Below are 19,216 nucleotides of genomic sequence, written 5' to 3' on the forward strand. Positions count from 1 at the left end.
TAGGACTTGCCAAAACAAGTCCTAATTTTTTTAAATTTAAACTTTTCCCTTAATACATCCTGCTCTTTTAAGAGCAATTTTTGCAATAATCGGCCCAACAAGTTCATAGACAATTGTTGCAGACAAAATAATTGTCCTTATCATTGCTCCGTGAGGGGCAGGAATAATTCTTGTTGCAATAAGAGAAAGACCAATAGCAACCCCAGCTTGGGGCACAAGTGTAAGCCCAAGATTTTGCTGAACTTCTTTTGAAAATCCAGTCATTTTTGTTGAAATCATTGCACCTATATATTTCCCCAAAACTCTAAAAATTATATATCCAACACCAATAAGCCCAGCTTCTTTTACTCCCGGCAAATCTAAATCTGCTCCTGACAAGACAAAAAAAGCAATAAAAATTGGCGGCGTTATTGTGCTAATAAGTTCTTGATATCTTCTATCAACATTTCCCATATTTGAAATTACAATTCCTGTCATAATTAAAGTTAATAGAGAGGATAGACCCCATTTAATAGATGCTGATGTCAAAATAAAAATCATTGCCAAAGTTAAAGTCAAAGTTTCTGTGTCGTTTCTTAATTTTTTAGATAATAAAATATAAATTATTCCAGAAACAAAACCTAAAATTAAAGCAAGAACAATTTCCTTAACCGGTTCAAAAATCATAGTTGCAAAATTTAAGTCCGCCCCACTCATTAGTGTTGTTGCAATTGAAGAGCAAACACCAAAGGCCATAATACAAATGGCATCATCAAGGGCAACAACTGGAATTAAAACATCAACAAGTCCTCCATTGGCTTCATATTGTCTAATTACCATAAGTGTTGCAGCCGGTGCAGTTGCAGATGCAATAGAACCAATTGTTATTGCAAAAGCAAGATCAGTCCTAAAAATTAATAGCATAGCCAAAGTGACAAAAATTAAAGCTCCAAGAGCTTCGAAAATTGTAACTATTAAAATTTTAACACCAATTTCTTTTATATCATTAAAATTCATTTCACTGCCAACAGAAAAAGCTATAAAAGATAGGGCTACTTGGCTGATTATTTCCATTCCGCTAACAGCATCATTTGGAACAATCCCCAAAATATAAGGCCCAATTATCATTCCTCCAATTAAATAACCAGTAACATCAGGAAATTTTACCTTTCCCAAAATTCTAGCAAAAATAAGGCCACTTAAAAAAATGACCGCCAAAAAAAATATTGAATCCATTTCTACTTAGTCAACCCCTCAAAAGAATCTACATCACATGTAAACATAATTCCCACGTTTTCTCTATCTAAATTTCCAACAACCCTTCTTACACAATCCTTAGCATCTTCAATTTTATTATCATCTAAAACTAAAAAAATCGTCTTATTGTAAGGTCTGCCAGAATTTATAAACATTTTAAAATAATTCATACCAAGTTCAGGTGTATATTCTGCTTGAGAAGCAGCAAGGCCTTCAGAAGAAATAATTGTGCCGCCACGAATACCCGTCTTTGCAAATTCCTTTAAAAGTTTTCTAAAATGCTCTTCATGATTAATTATAATAAATAAAGCTTTCATAAAACCCCTCCTATAAATATTATACTCTTTTTAATTCATAAAAAAAAAATTATATTTTTATAAATAATCTTAATACATATAGATTAAAATTTCACTAATTGGATAAACATTAATTGTAAATATTTTTAAATTTATACAAGGAGAAAAAAGAATGAACTTAGAAAATGCAATGAAATATTTCGGCACTTATACACAGGCAAACAGTGGCGGAGTAGGAACTTTTAAATTTGAATATTTAACCTCTCTAGGGTTTGCTGCCCTTGTCATTATTATAGGAAGATTTATAGTTAGTAAGTCAAAACTTTTGCAAAAATATGCAATCCCAGCACCCGTTGTATCGGGAATGATTTTTTCCATAATCGTTGCCCTTATAAAGACCCTTGGAATTATAGAAATCCAATTTGATGTAGACATAACCAAAGACCTAGCCCAAAATATATTTTTCCTAACAGTTGGTTACGGCTTTTCCATGAGTTTAATCCATCACGCAGGCGGAAAATTAATGGCAAGAATTGCAATTGGCGCCTGCCTTATTATAACCCTCCAAAATATTGTAGGCCTTGCCCTTGCAAAAGTGATAAATCTTGATCCCTTTTTAGCCCTTCAATGTTCATCAGCAGGCATGAGCGGAGGAGTAGGAACTGCAGCAGCCATGGGAGAAGTTTTTAGGGGAATGGGCGCACCAGCTAACGTTTCAGAAGTGGGAATTGCAGCAGGAACTTTAGGAAATGTAATGGGATCCTTAATAGGCGGTCCAGTTGCAGCCTATTTAATTTCAAGACACAATTTAAAATCTGATCCAAATGACAAACCTGAATCACAAAAAGATGGATTTATTCAAGAACTTGACGAAGTAAAAATGGTTAAGGCCTTTGCCCTTGCCCTTTTAATTGGAGCCCTTGGCATGCCAATTTATTTTATCCTTGACAATATACCAGCAATTGAAATGCCAAAATTTATTGGCTGTCTATTTGCAGGATGTATTGCAAGAAACTTTTTAGAAGCAAGAGATATGAAAACTTACGTCCCAGAAATGAGTGCAATCGAAAGCATGTTTTTAGAATTATATTTAGCATTAGTTTTAATGACAATAGACATTACAAAACTTGTGCCAGTTGCAGGAAAGATGGGAATAATATTACTTGGCCAAGCAATACTAGTTACAATCTTTGCAATTTATGTATCCTATAATTTATTCGGAAAAGATTATGGAGCTGCTGTTATGGCATCAGGAAACTGTGGCTGGGCCTGCGGATCAGGACCAAATGCCGTTGCAAATATAAAAGCCTGCATGGACACATACGGATACCATCATATTGCGTGGGTAATTTATCCATCCTTTGCAGTATTAATAGATGATATTTATAATCCAATTTTGCTGTCAGTCATAGCAAACTTTATAAAATAATTTATAAAAAATTAAGAGGTCATCCTTAAGTAAATAAAATAAGCTTAAGGATGATTTTTTTATTTTCAAGTTTTACTTACTTTAAATTTATAATTTTTATAATAAATCCCCAGTACTATTGTCATAAGCTTCAGAACTTTCATTATATTTTAAAATCATTTATCTATTATTTACTTTTATTTTAAATGTAACAGAAATTTAATATTAATTTAAATAATCTTTATTAAAAAATTTAAAAAACAAAAGGGCATAAAAGGTTATATTTCTGCGAAAATATTTCCTGAACTTTAAAGCCTTCCATAAATTATAAAATAATTTATGGAAATATTTGAATTTTTAGACCTAAATAGCTTATAAAAGTAGATATGAATTGTAGTTTTATTTGAAAATGTGCTATATTACACATCTGAAAAAGATTTTATTATTTTCTTACTATTTTTATTTTAAGAAATTAAAATCATAAGGTACAATCTTATTATTAATTTTATCGTATTTTTATAAGATTTTAAAAAAGAACAAAACTCCTATATTAAGGGATTAACCCAAGGAAAAATTTAAAAGAAAGAATAAAATCATGAAAAAAATTCTTTGCTTTATGCTGGCTTTTCTAATGGTATTTTCAACTGGTCTTGAAAGTGTTGTAGCAGTAAGCGAAGCAGCAAGAGAAGATCAAGCTTAACAAAAACTTGAATTAAAGGAAGAAAAGACCAAAAGTAAAAAAGAAGAAGCAAGAAAAAATACAAATAATAAAAAAGAAGATGTAGGATTAAAAACAATAATACTAAGACGTAAAGGATTTAAAATAAAGGAAATATCTGAAAAGTTAGATGTTTCGATGAAATCAATATCTAATTGGCTTAAATATTATAGATGATTTTCAATTGCTGGACTCATGAATAAGAAAAGAACTGAAAGCAGGAGAAAATTTCTTTTTATTGCTACCTTATTGCAATACAGACTCAATGAATGTATTTTTAGAAGAATTAGCTAAAGAATATAAAGAAGATAAAATACTATTAGTATGTGATGGAGCAACATGGCACAAATCAAAGGGATTAAAAATCCCAGAGAATATAGAAATAATTCATATATAGCCCTATACTCCGGAAATGAATCCCATAGAACAAATTTGGAAACAAATAAGGTCTATGGAATTTAAGAATGAGTTTTTTAATTCATTGGCTGATATAGTTAATAGGCTGTGTGAAACTATAAATAATTTAACTAAAGAAATGGTTAAAAGTATTATTCATAGGGATTGGTTATTTTTGTGGATTTAATTAGTGTTTAGTATAATGTAAAAAGAGACGGAATATTTTTCCGCCCCTTAAAATTATTTATTTAGTCTTATTTTCCTTCGTTATATCTTTTTTCTGCTACATCCCAATTTACAACTTTCCACCATGCTTTTAAATATTCAGGTCTTTTGTTTTGGTATTTTAAATAATAAGCGTGTTCCCAAACGTCATTCCCAATAATCACTTTGTAACCATCAGAAACTGGGCTATTTTGGTTAGGGTTAGTTACGATTTCTACTTTTCCATCTTTTTCAACTAGATTTACCCAACCTGAACCAAATCTTCCTGCGCCTGCTTTTTCAAATTTTTCTTTAAAGTCATCAAAAGATTCAAAAGCTTCTTCCATTGCTTTTTTTAGATTTCCAACTGGTTCTTTTGAACCACCTGGTGTCATTGTTTCCCAGAATAAAGTATGATTGTAATGACCTCCACCATTATTTATTACAGCTTGTCTTACATTTTCAGGAATTTCGTCAAGGTTCTTTAAAAGATTTTCAACATCTTCTATTGTTTCGCCTTCCATATTTGTTCCTTCTACTGTTTTGTTTAGATTATCAACATAAGTTTTATGGTGCTTGTCATGATGAATTTTCATTGTTTCTTCATCAATTGCTTGTTCTAATGCATTGTATGCATATCCTAATTCTTCTAATTTAAATGCCATTCTTATTTTCTCCTTTGTTTTTTTAATTTTAAACTACATAATTTTTATACCCTATTAAATTCTATTAAAACAATAGGACTTTTATATTTTGCTATACTTTCTCATTTTTTCTCTGTAGGAATTCATAACTTCTGAAAAGATTTCTGATGATGACTGCGGTGTATAAGTTATGGCATTGGCTCCAGCATCAATTGTTTCTAAAATGTGTTCTTCTGAATGTCCACCTGTTGCAATTATTGGAAATTCATCGCCCAACAATTTCCTGCATAATTTTATAAGTTCAGGTGTTTTTGTTCCCCCTGCAACATTTAATACTCTTGCTCCTGCATTTACCTTTCCTTCAATGTCATCTTTTAAGGATAAGACTGTTGCTATTACTGGTACGTCTAAAACTTCACTAATTTGTTTTATAGTTTCATTTGCCATTGGTGCATTTACAACAACGCCCTTTGCTCCCATAAGCTCTGCTTGCATTCCTATATTTAAAGACCTATAGCCATTTGTTACTGCTCCCCCAATTCCAACAAAAACTGGAACGGATGCAACTTCGCAAATTGCATTTATTATTTTAAGTTCTGGAGTAAAGGGATATACAGCCATAATGGCTTGGGCATTTGTGTTACAAATTATTGGTATATCATTAGAAAATAATAGGGATTTTATTCTTTTCCCCATAAAATTTATGCCGCTTGCCTTGTAAATGGCTTCGGGAACAATGACCTGTCTTTTTCTTAAATTTGTTTCAATTTGTGGTATGAATTTTCCGCTTTTATTTGTTGCATCATTTGTGCCATACTTTTCTTGGCTATTTTCCTTATATGTCATTTTATCACCTCTCTAAATTTTTTTGAAAATTTAATCTTTTAAAATGTTTAATAGTGAAATGTTAGTAGCAAAAAGCTTGTTGGCAGAAAAAATTGGTTATCCTTAAATATAAAATTATATTAGCTTAAAAGCTAGAATTATTAGATAACCAATTTTTATTTATGGTCAAATTACACCATTTACATAATCTAACCAACTTATTTTCTCCTATCCTTAAAATAATAATACCCAAAAATTTTAAAATAATTCAAAATTTTTGGGCATATATTTAGATTCTTGTAATGTCTGCACCTAGGTTTTTAAATTTTCCAACTATGTCTTCATAGCCCCTATCTATGTGCTGAATTTCTGAAATTTGAGTTTCTCCTTCTGCAACAAGGCCAGCCAAAATTAAAGCTGCTCCACCTCTTAAGTCTGTTGCATTAACCTTCGATCCATATAATTTATTTTTGCCGAGGATTATGGCTTCTCTGTCCACAACTTTTATAACTGCTCCCATTTTTTTAAGTTCATCAACATGCATAAATCTATTTTCAAAAACTGTTTCTATTATTGATGATTGTCCTTCAGCTTGGGTGAGCATTGACATAAATTGAGCCTGCATATCTGTGGGAAATCCAGGATGTGGTAAGGTTTTAATTTCTATGGGTGAAATTTTTTCCCTTCCCTTTATTTGAAGCTTATCTCCATTTGTAATAATTTCTGCTCCTGCTTCTTCAAGCTTTGCAATTATTGGCTTCATATGATTTGTAATTATATTATCTAAAAAAATGTCGCCACTGGTTATGGCTGCAGCAACCATAAATGTTCCTGCCACAATTCTATCAGGAATAATTTGGTGTCTTGCCCCAAATAATTTTTCAACTCCTTTTATTTTTATATTGGAAGTTCCTGCTCCTGTTATCTTTGCCCCCAGTTTATTTAAGAAATTTGCCAGGTCAACTATTTCGGGTTCCATTGCACAGTTTTCAAGAATTGTTTCACCATCTGCAAGAGTTGCCGCCATCATTATATTTTCTGTTGCACCAACTGATGGAAAGTCCAGATAAATTCTTTTACCAACAAGTTTTTTTGCCTTTGCTGAAATGTTTCCATGAGTCATTTCGACATCTGCACCAAGGGCCTTAAATCCTTTTAAATGTAAATCTATCGGCCTTGATCCAATTGCACAGCCGCCAGGAAGAGAATTAACTGCAATGCCCATTCTGGCAATCAAGGGACCCATAACTAAAAATGAAGCCCTCATCTTTGACATAAGATCATAATTTGTTTCATAACTTGTCAAATTTTTTGAATTTATAATTAGTAAATTTCCTTCATATTTTATTTTTGCTCCCAAGCCCCTTAATACTTCAAGAATAATTTCAACATCCTTAAGTTTTGGTACATCTTCTAAAATTATATCTTCAGTGCCTAGTAAACTTGCTGCAAGGATTGGAAGAGCCGCATTTTTTGCACCGCCAATTCTTACATTTCCCCTAAGAGGGCCATTTGGTCTTACAATTATTTTTTCCATTTTTCCTCCAAGTCTATATATTTTATTATACCATAAGTTTTTGTTTCTTAAAATTTTCTCTTATGTTCTTTGAAAATTGAAAATATGTTAAAATAAAAAAAGGAGGATGACATGAGAGATTTTATTGGAAATGAATTTAAAAAATTACCTGGCCTAGTCTTTTCAAAAGACTATTCATCTATATATAATGATTTAATTGATTTTGGAATTGGCGACCCAGATTTATCTTGCCACGAAAAAATTATAGAAAAAACTTTTGAAGCCGCAAGAGATGGCTTCACTCACTATAATTCTTCTTATGGACTTGAAGAATTTAGAAAATCTTTTATAGATTTTTATAAGGAAGAATATGAAATTGATTTAGACCTGAAAAATATTTGTGCCAGCTTTTCAGGTTCTGAGGCTATGTTTTTAATTTTAAGGTCTGTTATAAATCCAGGGGAAGAAGTTATTGTGCCAAGCCCATATTTTTCGCCCTATTTAGATGCCATAAATCTTGCACATGGAAAGGCTCGTTTTCTTGAAACAAAATTTGAAGATGACTTTCAAATAAATATCTATGAGCTGGAAAAATTAATCAATAAAAATACTAAGGCTTTAATTATAAATACTCCAAATAACCCAACAGGAACTTCATATTCGCAAGAACTTTTAAGAAAAATTTATGAACTTGCAAGAGAAAGGGACATACTTATAATCTGCGATGATATTTACACCCTCTATTCCTATGAAGAAAAATTTTCTCCTATGATTAAATTTGACAAAAATATTGAAAATGTTATTGCCATAAATTCTTTTTCCAAGGATTTTTTAATGACTGGATTTAGACTTGGGGCTATCATCGGACCTGAAAAAATTATAAGAACCCTAAATTATATACATGAATCAATTGTATACTGCCTTCCAGCCTTTATACAAATTGGCGGCATCTATGCCCTAAAAAATAGAAAGAAAATTTGCCCTCCCTATTTTGAAGAATATAAAAATAGGATTCTTCTTGCCTACCAAAGACTTACAAATTTAAAAAATGTTGAAGTTATGAAAGCTAGTGGATCTTTTTATATTTTTCCCAAAATTAGGGTTAAGGGTCTTACAATAGAAGAAATTATTGATAAATTAATAAAAGAGGCCCATGTAAATGTAATTAACGGAAAAGTTTTCGGTCCTGGTGGAGAAGATCATATAAGAATTGCAGTTAATGTTAATGAAGATAAAATAAATGAAGCCTTTAATAGAATTGAAAAAATTGATATCTTTAGATAAAAAAATAATGGAGAGCTTAGACTCTCCACTTTTTTTAATTTGCTATAGTCTTTTTATTCTTCACCATTCCATAAATTGTGAATAAGCTTGTGCTAATAATTACAGGAATAAGCCATTCAAATCCATAGGATTTTAAAGGAAGAGATGTTACAAAATTTGCTGGGCCCTCTAAAATATTAAAGGACATATTTAAGGACTGAATTAAAGATGGGATAAAGGCTCCCACAACTCCTCCAACATAGGTTTCTGAATATTTTATTTGCTTGTCAAAAATACTCATTATTATTAAAACAATTATTACCGGATAAATTGTCAATAAAATAGGAACGGCAAGGCTTATTAATCCTTCAACTCCAAGTAGGGATAAAATTACCGAAACTCCAGCTGATGCCAAAACTACATATTTATATTTTAATTTTCCATTTGAAACGGATTCAAAAAAATTTCCACAAGTTGCCGTTAAACCAACAGAAGTTGTGAGACAGGCAAGTGAAACTCCAATGCCAATTACAATTTTTCCAATTTCTCCAAATAAACTTGCAACTGTTCCTAAAAGGACCGTAACTCTTTCTGTGTCTGCTGTATACATACCTGATGCAGTTGCACCAATATAAGTTAGGCCTCCATAGACAAAAGCAAGTAAAATGAAGCATACAATTCCAACTTTCACCATAATATTTAGCTGTTCTTTTGGATCTTTGTAGCCTCTCCTTAAAACATCAGTTTTTACAATTCCCGCCATGAGAGCAGCCCCAAGAGCATCCATTGTTTGATAGCCTTCAGTAAATCCTCTCAAGAAGAAATTTTCATCGGCAATTACTTTTACAGGTCCAATTGGATGAATTATACATTTTATAATAATTAGGGCCAAAACAATTAAAAGTGAAGGCGTTAAAAGATTTCCAATATAAGAAACTACATTAGATTCATTTAGGCAAAAAATAATTGTAACTACAAAAAATAAAGTTGATGTCACCCAAAGCGGAAGGCTTGGAAATATTTGACTAACTGCAATGTCATGAGTTGTGGCCGCAGTTCTTGGAACCGCAAAAAATGGGCCAATAGCTAAAATTGCTATGGCACTTAAAATTTTAGAAAAATTTGGCGATACTCTTTTACCAAGATCTTCTGCTCTGCCACCAAGTGATGCCGTTACTATTACTCCCAAAACTGGCAAAACTGGGTCAGTTAATAAAAATCCGCCCATGGCTTTTAAATAATTTGAACCTGAAACTACGCCTAAATAGGGTGGAAATATTAAATTGCCCGCCCCAAAAAATATGGCAAATAGGGCAAAACCCATTGTTATAATATCTTTACTCTTTCTACTAATTTTAACCACCCCTAACATAAAATTAATAATATTATACAATAAATTTTAGTAAAATCATAATTTAAAGCGAAAAATTTTTTAAAAAAAGCTGCAATTTTTTATATGCAGTTTGGTTTTATTATAAAATTTTTAAAATATTTCCATTTCCTATTTTTTCTCTAGCAACTTTTCCATTAGAAATTAATCTTTCAAGGTCTTCTCCCTTAAATAAAATTAAAAATTCGCTTTCAAGAACATTTGGATAGGATTTTATAAATAATAGTTCTTTTCCCTCTTTAAGATCTTTTTTCTTTAAATATCCTTCCCCTTCTAAAAATTCGCATAACTTTTCATAGGTTTGAAAATTTTTTAAAAGCCTTTTATTTCCATCTACTAAAAATGCTGGTGGCATCTTTACCCTATAGTCAAAAGACTTCATCCTATCTTCCAAAAATATTTCATCAATAAATTCATATTCACCAATAAAGTCATCAAAATCAATATCAAGTTCTTTTAAAATTTCCCTTTGAACTTCCATTAAAAAAATATTTTTGTCCCTTAAAATTGCATACTCTTTTAACTTTCTCATATATAAATTTGATTTTTCATAGAAAGATTCACGAACCGTAACATAATATTTGTCAAGGGGAAAGGAAGACTTATACTCCTCAGTAAAAAGATGGGGGATTTTTTCAAAATGAGGAAATCTTGTAATTGTGCTTGAGGCCTTATACATATCAAATAAAATTTTGTTGCCAAGCTCAACAGAATTAAGCTGGGAAAAATTTTGGGGTAAAAATTCTTCATAATTATTGATTAACCCAGTCATAATAAATTCATAAGAAAAATTTTCGTATGTAAAATCTATTGCCCTTAAAATTCCTTCTAAACCCCAGCTCCATGGATCTAAAGCATCACTAAAAATTAATAATTTCATAATTCACCGCCTTTATTATTTTTAATTATATCAAAAGTCCTTTTTATTTTGAAATCATTCTAAAACTATTAGAGAGAAAATAATTACTTTATGTAAAATTTATACCATATCTTGAATTGACTGTTTTAAGTTGCCACAATATGTAGTATAATTATTGTGCGAATAAATAAAAAATATACCACAAATAGAAAAAAGATAAGGAGGACAGTATGCTTAAGTGTATTAAAAGGGACGGACGTGAAGTAGAGTTCGATAGAGAAAAAATTACAGTAGCCATTGAAAAAGCAATGAATTCTACAACGGGCGTTTTTGTAGAGGACCAAGCAGAAAAAATCGCAAAGGAAATCGAAGATTATGCAAATACTAAGGAAGTTCCACTTTCCATTTATGACATAGAAAGTGAAGTTTATTACAAATTAATAGCTTACAACAATCCTGCAACTGCAAGATCATATGAATCATATAAATCAGTTCAACAATATAAGAGAGAACAAAATACAACAGACAAGGAAATTTTAGGACTATTAAATGAAACAAATGTTGATGTTATGGATGAAAATTCCAATAAAAATCCAATTATTGCATCAACTCAAAGAGATCTAATTGCCGGAGAAGTTTCAAAGGATATTGCCAAAAGAAAAATGATCCCCCTAGATTTAGTAGAGGCTCATGATTCAGGAGCAATTCATATTCATGATATGGATTATATTATTCAGCCAATTTTTAACTGCTGCCTAGTTAATATGAAAGATATGCTTGACAATGGAACAGTAGTTAATGGAAAGATGATTGAAACCCCAAAATCCTTCCAAGTTGCCTGCAATGTTATGACCCAAATTATTGCCCAAATTGCATCTAACCAATATGGAGGACAATCTATAAATGTTTCCTGCCTTGGAAAATATTTAAGACGTTCCTACGATAAAAATTTAAATCTTGCCCTAGAAACTTTAGGCGATATTCAAGAAGCTGAAAAGATGGCAAAAAAAATGACTCAAAAGGATTTAGAAAGCGGCATCCAAACTATTCAATATCAAATAAATACCCTAATGACATCAAATGGACAAGCTCCTTTTGTAACTTTATTTATGTATCTAGAAGATAATGATGAATATGTTGACGAAGTTGCCCTAATCATTGAAGAAATTTTAAAACAAAGAATTAAGGGAATTAAAAATGATGCTGGCGTTTATGTTACACCTGCTTTCCCAAAATTAATTTATGTTTTAGATGAAAATAATGTTAGACGTGATTCAAAATATTATTATTTAACAAGCCTTGCAATTCGTTGCACAGCAAAGAGAATGTATCCTGATTATATTTCTGCTAAAAAAATGAAAGATAATTATGAAGGCAACGTATTTTCTCCAATGGGCTGTAGAGCTTTTCTTCCTCCCTATAAAGACGAAAATGGCAAATACAAATTTGAAGGCCGTTTCAATATGGGAGCCTGTACAATAAATCTTCCACAAATTGGAATTTTAGCAGCAGGAGATGAAAATAATTTTTTTGAAATCCTAGAAAAAAGACTTGATCTTGTAAAAAGAGTTGGCCTAATTAGATATGAACACCTTAAAAAAGTAACAAGTGATTCATCCCCAATTCATTGGCAACATGGTGCCATTGCAAGACTTAAAAAACACGAAAGCATTGCACCCCTACTATTAAATGGATATTCAACAGTTTCCATGGGCTACATTGGTATTTATGAAGCTACTTATTTGACAAAGGGCGTTAGCCACACAGATTCTAAGGGCTATGAATTTGCCATGAAGATTATGGATAAATTAAACGAAGCTGTTCAAAAGTGGACAAAAGAATATGGCATTAAATTTACTCTTTATGCAACACCTGCAGAATCTTTAACTCACAGATTTAATTCAATTGACAGAAAAAGATTCGGCATTATTGAAAATGTAACAGACAAGGGATATTATACAAATTCTTTCCACGTTGATGTGCGTGAAGAAATTTCAGCTTTTGAAAAATTTAACTTTGAATCAAAATTCCAAGACAGATCTTCAGGCGGCTGCATTTCCTATGTAGAAATTCCAAACATGGAACACAATTTAGAAGCCCTTGAAACAATTGTTAGATTTATTTATGACAACATTCAATACGCAGAATTTAATACAAAATCTGATTACTGTGCAGAATGTGGTTTTGATGGAGAAATAAAAGTTAATGAAGAAGGCAAATGGGAATGCCCCCAATGCCATAACACAGACCGTGCCACACTAACTGTTGTAAGAAGAACCTGCGGATACCTTGGTGAAAACTTCTGGAACGAAGGCAGAACTAAAGAAATAAAGGATAGAGTTCTTCATATATAATGAGATACGGTCAAATAAGAAAATATGATGTGGCAAATGGCCCCGGCATAAGAACCAGTTTTTTTGTAACAGGCTGCAGGCATAAATGTCCTTTTTGTTTTAACGAAGAATATCAAGACTTTTCCTATGGAAATATTTGGACAGACAAGGAAACAAATTTAATAATAGACTATTTAAAATTAGATGAGATTAATGGTCTTACAATTCTTGGCGGGGAGCCCTTTCAAAACACAAAAGATCTTATTGACATTGTAGAAAAAATTAGAGAAAAATCCTCAAAAAGTATTTGGATTTATTCAGGTTATAGCTATGAACAGATTTATGCTGACCCCCTAAAAAAAAGATTAGTAGAACTTTGTGATGTTTTAGTTGACGGCCTCTTTATAAATGATTTAAAGGATTTAAGACTAAAATTTAGAGGCTCATCTAATCAAAGAATAATAGATATAAAAAAATCAAGGGAAAATAATAAAGTAATTACCATAGATGAATTTATGAATTAAAAAAGCCCGATCGCTATGATCGGGTTTTATTTTTTTACTTAATGAGTTTGTCAAGTTCTTCAGCATCAAAGCCAGAAACAATTTTTCCCTTTATAAAAGTTTGGGGAACTGTTTCAAATCCAATGGCAAGACATTCTTTCCTATCTTCCTTATCATCTGTTGACTTATAGATATAGTCAATATTATTTTCTTTTAAATACTCTTTTAACTCAGCACAGTCTGGACAGGTGTCTCTACCAAATACTACGATTTTATCAGAATTTAAATACTTTTCCTTAAGTGCCTTTCCATCATAAACTTTTGGAACTATTTCAAATGTCTTTTCTCCATCTCTTTCAATTACATCAAAATATAAGGCTTCCCCTAAATCCTTTAATTTGTAATAAGAATAACCATTAATTTTATAAGATTTAATGTCTGTAGCTCTGTTGTCAACTAAAATTGGCATTTTATTTTCCTTGGCATCCAAATTTTCCTTTGGGGCTTCTAAAGCTTCTCCGTCATAATCTTTTCCTGTTTTTACTATAATCTTTCCTTCTTTTTCGTCAAAATCAATGGAAAATTTTGCATTTGAATCCTTTAAAGTAAAGGCTAAGTCACGAAGTCTTAAATAATTTTCTCCATTAATTTCATAAGAAATAATATTCTGCTCTTCACCATTGAGATAAATTTTTTCTTTTACTTCTTTTGCTTCTTGACCAAAAACAGGCATTAAAAGCATAAACACGAAAATAAAAATAAATTTTTTCATAAGATCCTCCTCTATCTTTTTTTATATTTTAACATATTAAATTATTTTAAGATAGTCAGATTATTTCTCCAAAAGTTTTATGGCTATTTCAATATTTTCCTTAGATTTTTCCTTTATGTTTTCTGTATTTTTATAGAGTTCCTTTTTTCTCTCACCTAAATTCAAAAGGGCAGATTTTACTTTTTCCAGAAGTTCTTCTTCCTTAAAATTTTCTACGTCAATATATTCTTTAATTTCCAGCTGCTCTATCATTGCCGTTACTTTCGGATCATAGATAAGACCAACTATGGGAAGATTTGAAACTGATGCATAGATAATAGAGTGAAGCCTCATTGCAAGGATTAACTTTAATTTTTTAAAAATTCCCATAAGCTGCCTTGCACTATAAGTTTTTGTAACCATTTTTATGTGATCATGATTAAGGCAAAGATTTATTAGGTCCATGGAATAAATATGGTCTTTTGGAAGATGAAAGGGAACAAGCAAAACATCATAGCCCATAAGGACAAGGGTATCGCAAACTCTTGCAAGTTTTTCCTTTAAATCAGGGGCTTTTTTCCATTCCCTTACACAAATGCCTATGGTTTTATTATTAATTTCGATTCCCTCATCTGCAAAAATTTTTAAAGTTTCATCTTCGCTAATTGATTCCAAAGTAAAAACTGGATCTGCTGTAACTTTTATATTTTTATTTTTTAGGCCCAACTTTTTTACAAAATTATAGGAATTTTGGTCCCGCAATGTAATAAATCCTGCTCCTTCAAGGGCTTTTTTTGTCAAAAATCTATTAAAGGGTCTATCTATGGGTCCAATACCATTGGCATAGACATAGACTTTTTTACCAAAAAATTTTGCTGTGAAAATTAAAAATAAATAATATAGAAGGGATCTTGTGGAAGTTATGTCCTGCAAAAGAGAACCCCCTCCCGAAATGAAAAGGTCGGTATTTTTTATTTCTCCTAAGACATTAAAAAAATTAAATCTATCTGATGCCAAAACTTCATAAGTCTTTTGTGTCTTATGAGGATTTTTTGAAAGGACTCTAATTTCTATATCCCTATTTAATTTTTTAAAATCTTCTACCATTGCCTTTAATATTGCATCATCGCCTGAATTATCAAAGCCAAAATATCCTGAAAGAAGTATTTTTTTCATATGCTTTCATCATTCTCTCTTAAGGGTATAATAGTTTCTTTTCTTAAAATATCATTAGAAACTTCCCCTCCATTTTTTATCTCAATTCTTATTAAGCTTAAAATTATGCCGACAAGAATCCAAAAGGAAAATATAATTCTCGGCATATATAAAATATGTTCAGTCATACCGTTGGCAAGGATACCAAAAATTGATGCCAAGGCTCCTGCTCCTAAATATTTAATATACTTATCAGAACTCTTGCAAAGATAGGCATAGGCATTTTTTATTAGGCTTATAACTAGCCCAAGAAAAATTGTTATGCCAATAAGTCCACCTTCAGCAAAAATTTCCAAAAATGTATTATGAGCATGATAAATGGGCATTGTCCTTATATAGCTTTCAAAAGTTTGTTTAAAGGGAATATATCCAAAGCCAACTCCATTAATAAAATTATCTCTTATGACCTGAAAAGTTATGCCATACATTTTTAGTCTATATAAAATTGATGAGTCAACACTTGAACCAATAGATAAAAACCTATTTAAAATAGAATCTGGCAAAAACAATATGAGTAATATGAAAGCTGGGATGCCCAAAAGCAAAAGTCTTTTGTCAACAACTAAAATAAATACAAGTGCTGCACAAAAAATTCCTAGCCAGCCTCCCCTTGACATTGTCATTAGGAGGGCAAGAAATAAAACTCCTAGGGCAAATAAAAAGGCAAATTTTTTCTTCATATTTTTCGTTTGCCACATAAGTCCAACCCCTAAAGGAATCATTAGAACTAAATATTCTGCAAAAATATTTGGATTTGTAAATACACTATAAACTCTAACGGCAATATTTTGTGAATTTTCTACATCTGTCCATTCAGGTCTCATAGTTACGCCAGTAAAAATTTGTCTTATGCCCACAAGACCAGCAAGTAAAGCTCCCACTAAAAGAAGAGAAACAAAAACATTTAAATCTTCTTTTTTTTCTAAAGAATTTACCATTGCAAAGACAAAGAAAAGCCCTGCCGTATTTAGGGCCAAATCCCTAATTGACCCCATAATGTTTACTGATGTGAGTGTATTTATTAAACTATAAATAAAAAATAAAAATAGGGGAAGGCCAAATTTTGTGACCTTGAAGTCTTCCTTATCATAAATTATTTTTCTAACAAATATTAAAAAACCAAGGACCAAAAAGGCCAAAAGATTTACCATATCAGGCAAAAAGGGATAGGCAAGTGCAAGACCGCAAAGGCCTATTTTTATATCATAGAGAACAAAAAATCCCCCTATAAGCAAAATAGAAAGACCTAAAAATAATTTTGTAGACAAAAAGGCATAGGATAGGGCTAGAATTAAAATTAAAAATATGCCGAAAAGGCTTTTATTTGATTTTACCACCATTCTTCTTCCTCCTTATCTAAAAGAAAAAAGTCTTTTACAAAGGAAATGACCTTTGAATCCCTTAAAATTTTCCCATAAGAGCCTTTGAAAAGTAGACAAAAAATGGAAATAACCATAATAAAAATATTTAATTTGATGGAATATCCCTTAAAAAAACCTATTAGACAAGAAGCTATACTTGTATAAAGGGCTAGAGTAAAGATAAAACCACAAATCCTATCAAAATCACCTGTAATATTAATTACAGATCCAAAAGAAATAGAATTTTCCAAAGTCTTTCTTAAAATCTTTGCTAAATAAGAAGCGAGGGCATTTAAGAGATTAAAAATACCCCTATAGATTTTATAGGCAATAGAATTTTTGAAAATACTCTTCTTGGAATTAAAAAATCTGTAAAAAAAACTTTCGTCCTTATATTTGCTGAAAAAATTTAATTTTTCCAAAATCTTTCCAGTTTTTGAAAATTTATAATAGTCCTTAAATTTGTCAGCTAACTTTACAGATACTCTGACACTTAAAGAATTATACATTTTATCCCTCAACTTTAACGTCCATTATTGTTGCAAAGGTTGCAATATTTTTATTTTTTACTCTTTCTTGATAACCAACTCTCATTTGTTCAGACCCAACTTGATAAAATTCTTCAGTTTCTTTTATATCACATTCCATTTCCACATGGACAACAAATTTTTCCGGCACTTCTGCAAGGACAAATTTTCCTTGATATTCAACTTCTTCCTTGTAGGGTTCATAGGAAACAGATTTTATTTTCCCAAGATAGGTGCCTTTGTCATAATCATAAAGAGGATCTCCCTCTTTTACCTTAGAAACTGTTGCCATTTTTACTTCTATAATATCCATATAAACTATGCCCTTTTTTGTTTGAGCATTAGATGCACTTGGCGTTTTTGAAAGTCTTTTTGCCCCAAAAACTATGGCAAGGGCAATTAAAAGAATTACAAAAAAATCTATAATGTTTATAAGTCCAAATATTTTACCCTTCTTGTCAATTAATTTCATTTTCTTCCTCCAATATATTTTTATAAATTTCAAATTGAGTTTCTCCCATTGATTTATAGGAGAAATTTTTATTTACATAAGCATGAATATTTTCGCCTAATTTTTCTAACTTATCCCTATTATTATAGAGATATAGGATTTTTCCCTTTAGTGCCGTGTAGTCTGAAACCTTGATTTTATAACCTGTTTCGTCATCAAAAATAATTTTGTCAATTCCTCCAACATCTGTTGCAACACTTGTAAGGTTCATGGTGGAAGCCTCTAAAATTACATAAGGAAAAGATTCTGAAATGCTGGTTAAAACGTTTAAGTCAAGGGCATTAAAAAAGGAGTAATTATCATTAACAAAGCCAAGGAAAAAAATATTATTTTTAAATGACTCGGCTTCCTTTTGAAGATGGGAAAGCTCCTCGCCTTCACCAGCAATTAAGAAAATAACATCAGTATTTTCCTTTAAAACTTCCCTAGCTCCTCTAATAAAAGTTGTAAGATCCTTAACCTTATCAAGTCTGGCTGCAATTCCAACAATAAATTCCCCATTATAATCTATCTTATATCTATTTAAAAATTCATCCTTAGAAACATAATACGGGATATTTTCATTGTCAATGCCATTATAGAGTACAAAAATCTTGTCTTTTTTAAAACCCCTATCCTTAAGCATATCCTTAAAGGAATCGGAAACAGTTATATAATAGTCAAAGGATTTTAAAGCAATTTTATTTAAATTTGTAAAAATTAAATTCTTGTAAAAATTATCCTTAAAATCTAATTTATAATCTGAATGCACAGTCGTAACAAAGGGAATATCTACATATTTTTTTAAAAACATACAAATAAAATTGGCCCTTGCTCCATGGGCGTGAATTATTGAAAAATTTTCTTTTTTAATTTCATCTCTTAATTTTTTAACAACAGACATATCGCTGCGTTTTTTTTGGGGAAATACTTTTATAGAAAATCCTTTTTCTACTGCTTCTTCATAAAAAGAATCCTTTATAAAACAAATAATCCTAGCGTCAACAAGACCCTTAAGTCCTTTCATTAAAGAAAATATATGGGTTTTTGCTCCGCCTGTATCCCCACCACTAATTAAATGGAGAACTTTAATCATATCTGCCTCCTTACTTTATAAGTATATAACAAATCGGCTTATATTTGTAGTAAATTTTCTTGCCTAAAATCTATTAAATATTATAAATAAATATAAATATTGTTATGTGTTAAGACATATGTTACAGATTAAATAAAAAAAGAAAGGTACTTTTGATACAATAAGATAAACGAAAAAAGTATTAA

Annotated in this window: 19 protein-coding genes; 6 read left to right on the plus strand and 13 right to left on the minus strand. The window is 30.9% G+C overall.

All coding sequences use genetic code 11. The features are described from left to right. Nucleotides 1-36: 36 nt before the first annotated feature. Complete coding sequence (locus tag BQ4446_RS00770) at nucleotides 37-1,215, minus strand: cation:proton antiporter (protein ID WP_071025756.1); 1,179 nt, start codon at nucleotides 1,213-1,215, stop codon at nucleotides 37-39. A gap of 2 nt (nucleotides 1,216-1,217) precedes the next feature. Next, nucleotides 1,218-1,553 carry a hypothetical protein gene (locus BQ4446_RS00775; RefSeq protein WP_071025763.1) on the minus strand — a complete coding sequence of 112 codons (336 nt, stop codon included), beginning with the start codon at nucleotides 1,551-1,553 and terminating at the stop codon, nucleotides 1,218-1,220. A gap of 151 nt (nucleotides 1,554-1,704) precedes the next feature. Between BQ4446_RS00775 and BQ4446_RS00780 the strand changes: the two genes are divergently transcribed. From BQ4446_RS00780 to BQ4446_RS08695, 3 genes are all read left to right on the plus strand, one after another. Continuing rightward, a complete protein-coding gene (locus BQ4446_RS00780) occupies nucleotides 1,705-2,961 on the plus strand; it encodes a sodium/glutamate symporter (RefSeq protein WP_071025766.1) in 1,257 nt (418 codons plus the stop codon). A gap of 778 nt (nucleotides 2,962-3,739) precedes the next feature. Further along, complete coding sequence (locus BQ4446_RS08795; RefSeq protein WP_418008166.1) at nucleotides 3,740-3,835, plus strand: helix-turn-helix domain-containing protein; 96 nt, start codon at nucleotides 3,740-3,742, stop codon at nucleotides 3,833-3,835. A gap of 88 nt (nucleotides 3,836-3,923) precedes the next feature. Then, nucleotides 3,924-4,055, plus strand: a complete 132-nt coding sequence (locus BQ4446_RS08695; protein ID WP_135100569.1) for a hypothetical protein — start codon at nucleotides 3,924-3,926, stop codon at nucleotides 4,053-4,055. Between the two features lie 253 nt (nucleotides 4,056-4,308). Here BQ4446_RS08695 and BQ4446_RS00790 read toward each other — a convergent pair whose 3' ends face one another. The 3 genes from BQ4446_RS00790 to murA form a co-directional block, all read right to left on the minus strand. Further along, complete coding sequence (locus BQ4446_RS00790; protein WP_071025767.1) at nucleotides 4,309-4,923, minus strand: superoxide dismutase; 615 nt, start codon at nucleotides 4,921-4,923, stop codon at nucleotides 4,309-4,311. An 81-nt stretch (nucleotides 4,924-5,004) separates the two neighbouring features. Further along, a complete protein-coding gene (locus BQ4446_RS00795) occupies nucleotides 5,005-5,748 on the minus strand; it encodes a dihydroorotate dehydrogenase (RefSeq protein ID WP_071025770.1) in 744 nt (247 codons plus the stop codon). A 268-nt stretch (nucleotides 5,749-6,016) separates the two neighbouring features. Continuing rightward, nucleotides 6,017-7,264: a UDP-N-acetylglucosamine 1-carboxyvinyltransferase gene (gene murA / locus BQ4446_RS00800; RefSeq protein WP_071025773.1), complete on the minus strand. Its 1,248-nt coding sequence runs from the start codon at nucleotides 7,262-7,264 to the stop codon at nucleotides 6,017-6,019. A gap of 111 nt (nucleotides 7,265-7,375) precedes the next feature. Between murA and BQ4446_RS00805 the strand changes: the two genes are divergently transcribed. After that, nucleotides 7,376-8,527 (plus strand): aminotransferase class I/II-fold pyridoxal phosphate-dependent enzyme, encoded by a 1,152-nt coding sequence (locus tag BQ4446_RS00805; RefSeq protein ID WP_071025776.1) that lies wholly within the window; start codon nucleotides 7,376-7,378, stop codon nucleotides 8,525-8,527. Between the two features lie 34 nt (nucleotides 8,528-8,561). On the opposite strand, the gene brnQ is transcribed toward BQ4446_RS00805, so the two are convergent. Further along, complete coding sequence (gene brnQ / locus BQ4446_RS00810; RefSeq protein ID WP_071025779.1) at nucleotides 8,562-9,878, minus strand: branched-chain amino acid transport system II carrier protein; 1,317 nt, start codon at nucleotides 9,876-9,878, stop codon at nucleotides 8,562-8,564. 100 nt (nucleotides 9,879-9,978) lie between these two features. Beyond that, nucleotides 9,979-10,776 (minus strand): thioredoxin domain-containing protein, encoded by a 798-nt coding sequence (locus tag BQ4446_RS00815; RefSeq protein WP_071025782.1) that lies wholly within the window; start codon nucleotides 10,774-10,776, stop codon nucleotides 9,979-9,981. A 209-nt stretch (nucleotides 10,777-10,985) separates the two neighbouring features. Between BQ4446_RS00815 and nrdD the strand changes: the two genes are divergently transcribed. Together nrdD and nrdG are read left to right on the plus strand one after the other, a co-directional pair. Next, nucleotides 10,986-13,109: an anaerobic ribonucleoside-triphosphate reductase gene (gene nrdD, locus BQ4446_RS00820; protein WP_071025784.1), complete on the plus strand. Its 2,124-nt coding sequence runs from the start codon at nucleotides 10,986-10,988 to the stop codon at nucleotides 13,107-13,109. After that, the gene (nrdG, locus tag BQ4446_RS00825) at nucleotides 13,109-13,612 is read left to right on the plus strand and encodes an anaerobic ribonucleoside-triphosphate reductase activating protein (protein ID WP_071025786.1); all 504 of its coding nucleotides are present in this window, start codon (nucleotides 13,109-13,111) and stop codon (nucleotides 13,610-13,612) included. The genes nrdD and nrdG overlap by 1 nt, the downstream gene beginning before the upstream one ends. 34 nt (nucleotides 13,613-13,646) lie before the next feature. Here the strand turns inward: nrdG and BQ4446_RS00830 are convergent, their stop codons facing one another. From BQ4446_RS00830 to BQ4446_RS00855, 6 genes are read right to left on the minus strand one after another with little or no spacing between them, the layout of a single operon-like run. Continuing rightward, the gene (locus BQ4446_RS00830; RefSeq protein WP_071025791.1) at nucleotides 13,647-14,363 is read right to left on the minus strand and encodes a glutaredoxin family protein; all 717 of its coding nucleotides are present in this window, start codon (nucleotides 14,361-14,363) and stop codon (nucleotides 13,647-13,649) included. 60 nt (nucleotides 14,364-14,423) lie between these two features. Then, the gene (gene csaB, locus BQ4446_RS00835) at nucleotides 14,424-15,518 is read right to left on the minus strand and encodes a polysaccharide pyruvyl transferase CsaB (protein ID WP_071025794.1); all 1,095 of its coding nucleotides are present in this window, start codon (nucleotides 15,516-15,518) and stop codon (nucleotides 14,424-14,426) included. Further along, entirely contained in the window at nucleotides 15,515-16,897 is a 1,383-nt protein-coding gene (locus BQ4446_RS00840) for an O-antigen ligase family protein (protein WP_071025797.1), read from the minus strand. The genes csaB and BQ4446_RS00840 overlap by 4 nt, the downstream gene beginning before the upstream one ends. Continuing rightward, nucleotides 16,888-17,427 (minus strand): hypothetical protein, encoded by a 540-nt coding sequence (locus BQ4446_RS00845; protein WP_071025799.1) that lies wholly within the window; start codon nucleotides 17,425-17,427, stop codon nucleotides 16,888-16,890. The genes BQ4446_RS00840 and BQ4446_RS00845 overlap by 10 nt, the downstream gene beginning before the upstream one ends. A 1-nt stretch (nucleotide 17,428) precedes the next feature. Next, nucleotides 17,429-17,917: a DUF4330 domain-containing protein gene (locus BQ4446_RS00850; protein WP_071025802.1), complete on the minus strand. Its 489-nt coding sequence runs from the start codon at nucleotides 17,915-17,917 to the stop codon at nucleotides 17,429-17,431. Beyond that, nucleotides 17,904-19,031: a glycosyltransferase family 4 protein gene (locus BQ4446_RS00855; protein WP_071025805.1), complete on the minus strand. Its 1,128-nt coding sequence runs from the start codon at nucleotides 19,029-19,031 to the stop codon at nucleotides 17,904-17,906. The genes BQ4446_RS00850 and BQ4446_RS00855 overlap by 14 nt, the downstream gene beginning before the upstream one ends. Nucleotides 19,032-19,216 lie beyond the last annotated feature (185 nt).

Source organism: Peptoniphilus raoultii (genome assembly GCF_900099555.1).
GTDB lineage: Bacteria > Bacillota > Clostridia > Tissierellales > Peptoniphilaceae > Peptoniphilus_A > Peptoniphilus_A raoultii.

What these genes read in the sequence shown, in the direction of transcription:
- BQ4446_RS00770 (WP_071025756.1), bottom strand. Translation starts at nt 1,215, where the DNA reads ATGGATTCAATATTTTTTTTGGCGGTCATTTTTTTAAGTGGCCTTATT.
- BQ4446_RS00775 (WP_071025763.1), bottom strand. Translation starts at nt 1,553, where the DNA reads ATGAAAGCTTTATTTATTATAATTAATCATGAAGAGCATTTTAGAAAA.
- BQ4446_RS00780 (WP_071025766.1), top strand. Translation starts at nt 1,705, where the DNA reads ATGAACTTAGAAAATGCAATGAAATATTTCGGCACTTATACACAGGCA.
- BQ4446_RS08695 (WP_135100569.1), top strand. Translation starts at nt 3,924, where the DNA reads ATGAATGTATTTTTAGAAGAATTAGCTAAAGAATATAAAGAAGATAAA.
- BQ4446_RS00790 (WP_071025767.1), bottom strand. Translation starts at nt 4,923, where the DNA reads ATGGCATTTAAATTAGAAGAATTAGGATATGCATACAATGCATTAGAA.
- BQ4446_RS00795 (WP_071025770.1), bottom strand. Translation starts at nt 5,748, where the DNA reads ATGACATATAAGGAAAATAGCCAAGAAAAGTATGGCACAAATGATGCA.
- murA (WP_071025773.1), bottom strand. Translation starts at nt 7,264, where the DNA reads ATGGAAAAAATAATTGTAAGACCAAATGGCCCTCTTAGGGGAAATGTA.
- BQ4446_RS00805 (WP_071025776.1), top strand. Translation starts at nt 7,376, where the DNA reads ATGAGAGATTTTATTGGAAATGAATTTAAAAAATTACCTGGCCTAGTC.
- brnQ (WP_071025779.1), bottom strand. Translation starts at nt 9,878, where the DNA reads ATGTTAGGGGTGGTTAAAATTAGTAGAAAGAGTAAAGATATTATAACA.
- BQ4446_RS00815 (WP_071025782.1), bottom strand. Translation starts at nt 10,776, where the DNA reads ATGAAATTATTAATTTTTAGTGATGCTTTAGATCCATGGAGCTGGGGT.
- nrdD (WP_071025784.1), top strand. Translation starts at nt 10,986, where the DNA reads ATGCTTAAGTGTATTAAAAGGGACGGACGTGAAGTAGAGTTCGATAGA.
- nrdG (WP_071025786.1), top strand. Translation starts at nt 13,109, where the DNA reads ATGAGATACGGTCAAATAAGAAAATATGATGTGGCAAATGGCCCCGGC.
- BQ4446_RS00830 (WP_071025791.1), bottom strand. Translation starts at nt 14,363, where the DNA reads ATGAAAAAATTTATTTTTATTTTCGTGTTTATGCTTTTAATGCCTGTT.
- csaB (WP_071025794.1), bottom strand. Translation starts at nt 15,518, where the DNA reads ATGAAAAAAATACTTCTTTCAGGATATTTTGGCTTTGATAATTCAGGC.
- BQ4446_RS00840 (WP_071025797.1), bottom strand. Translation starts at nt 16,897, where the DNA reads ATGGTGGTAAAATCAAATAAAAGCCTTTTCGGCATATTTTTAATTTTA.
- BQ4446_RS00845 (WP_071025799.1), bottom strand. Translation starts at nt 17,427, where the DNA reads ATGTATAATTCTTTAAGTGTCAGAGTATCTGTAAAGTTAGCTGACAAA.
- BQ4446_RS00850 (WP_071025802.1), bottom strand. Translation starts at nt 17,917, where the DNA reads ATGAAATTAATTGACAAGAAGGGTAAAATATTTGGACTTATAAACATT.
- BQ4446_RS00855 (WP_071025805.1), bottom strand. Translation starts at nt 19,031, where the DNA reads ATGATTAAAGTTCTCCATTTAATTAGTGGTGGGGATACAGGCGGAGCA.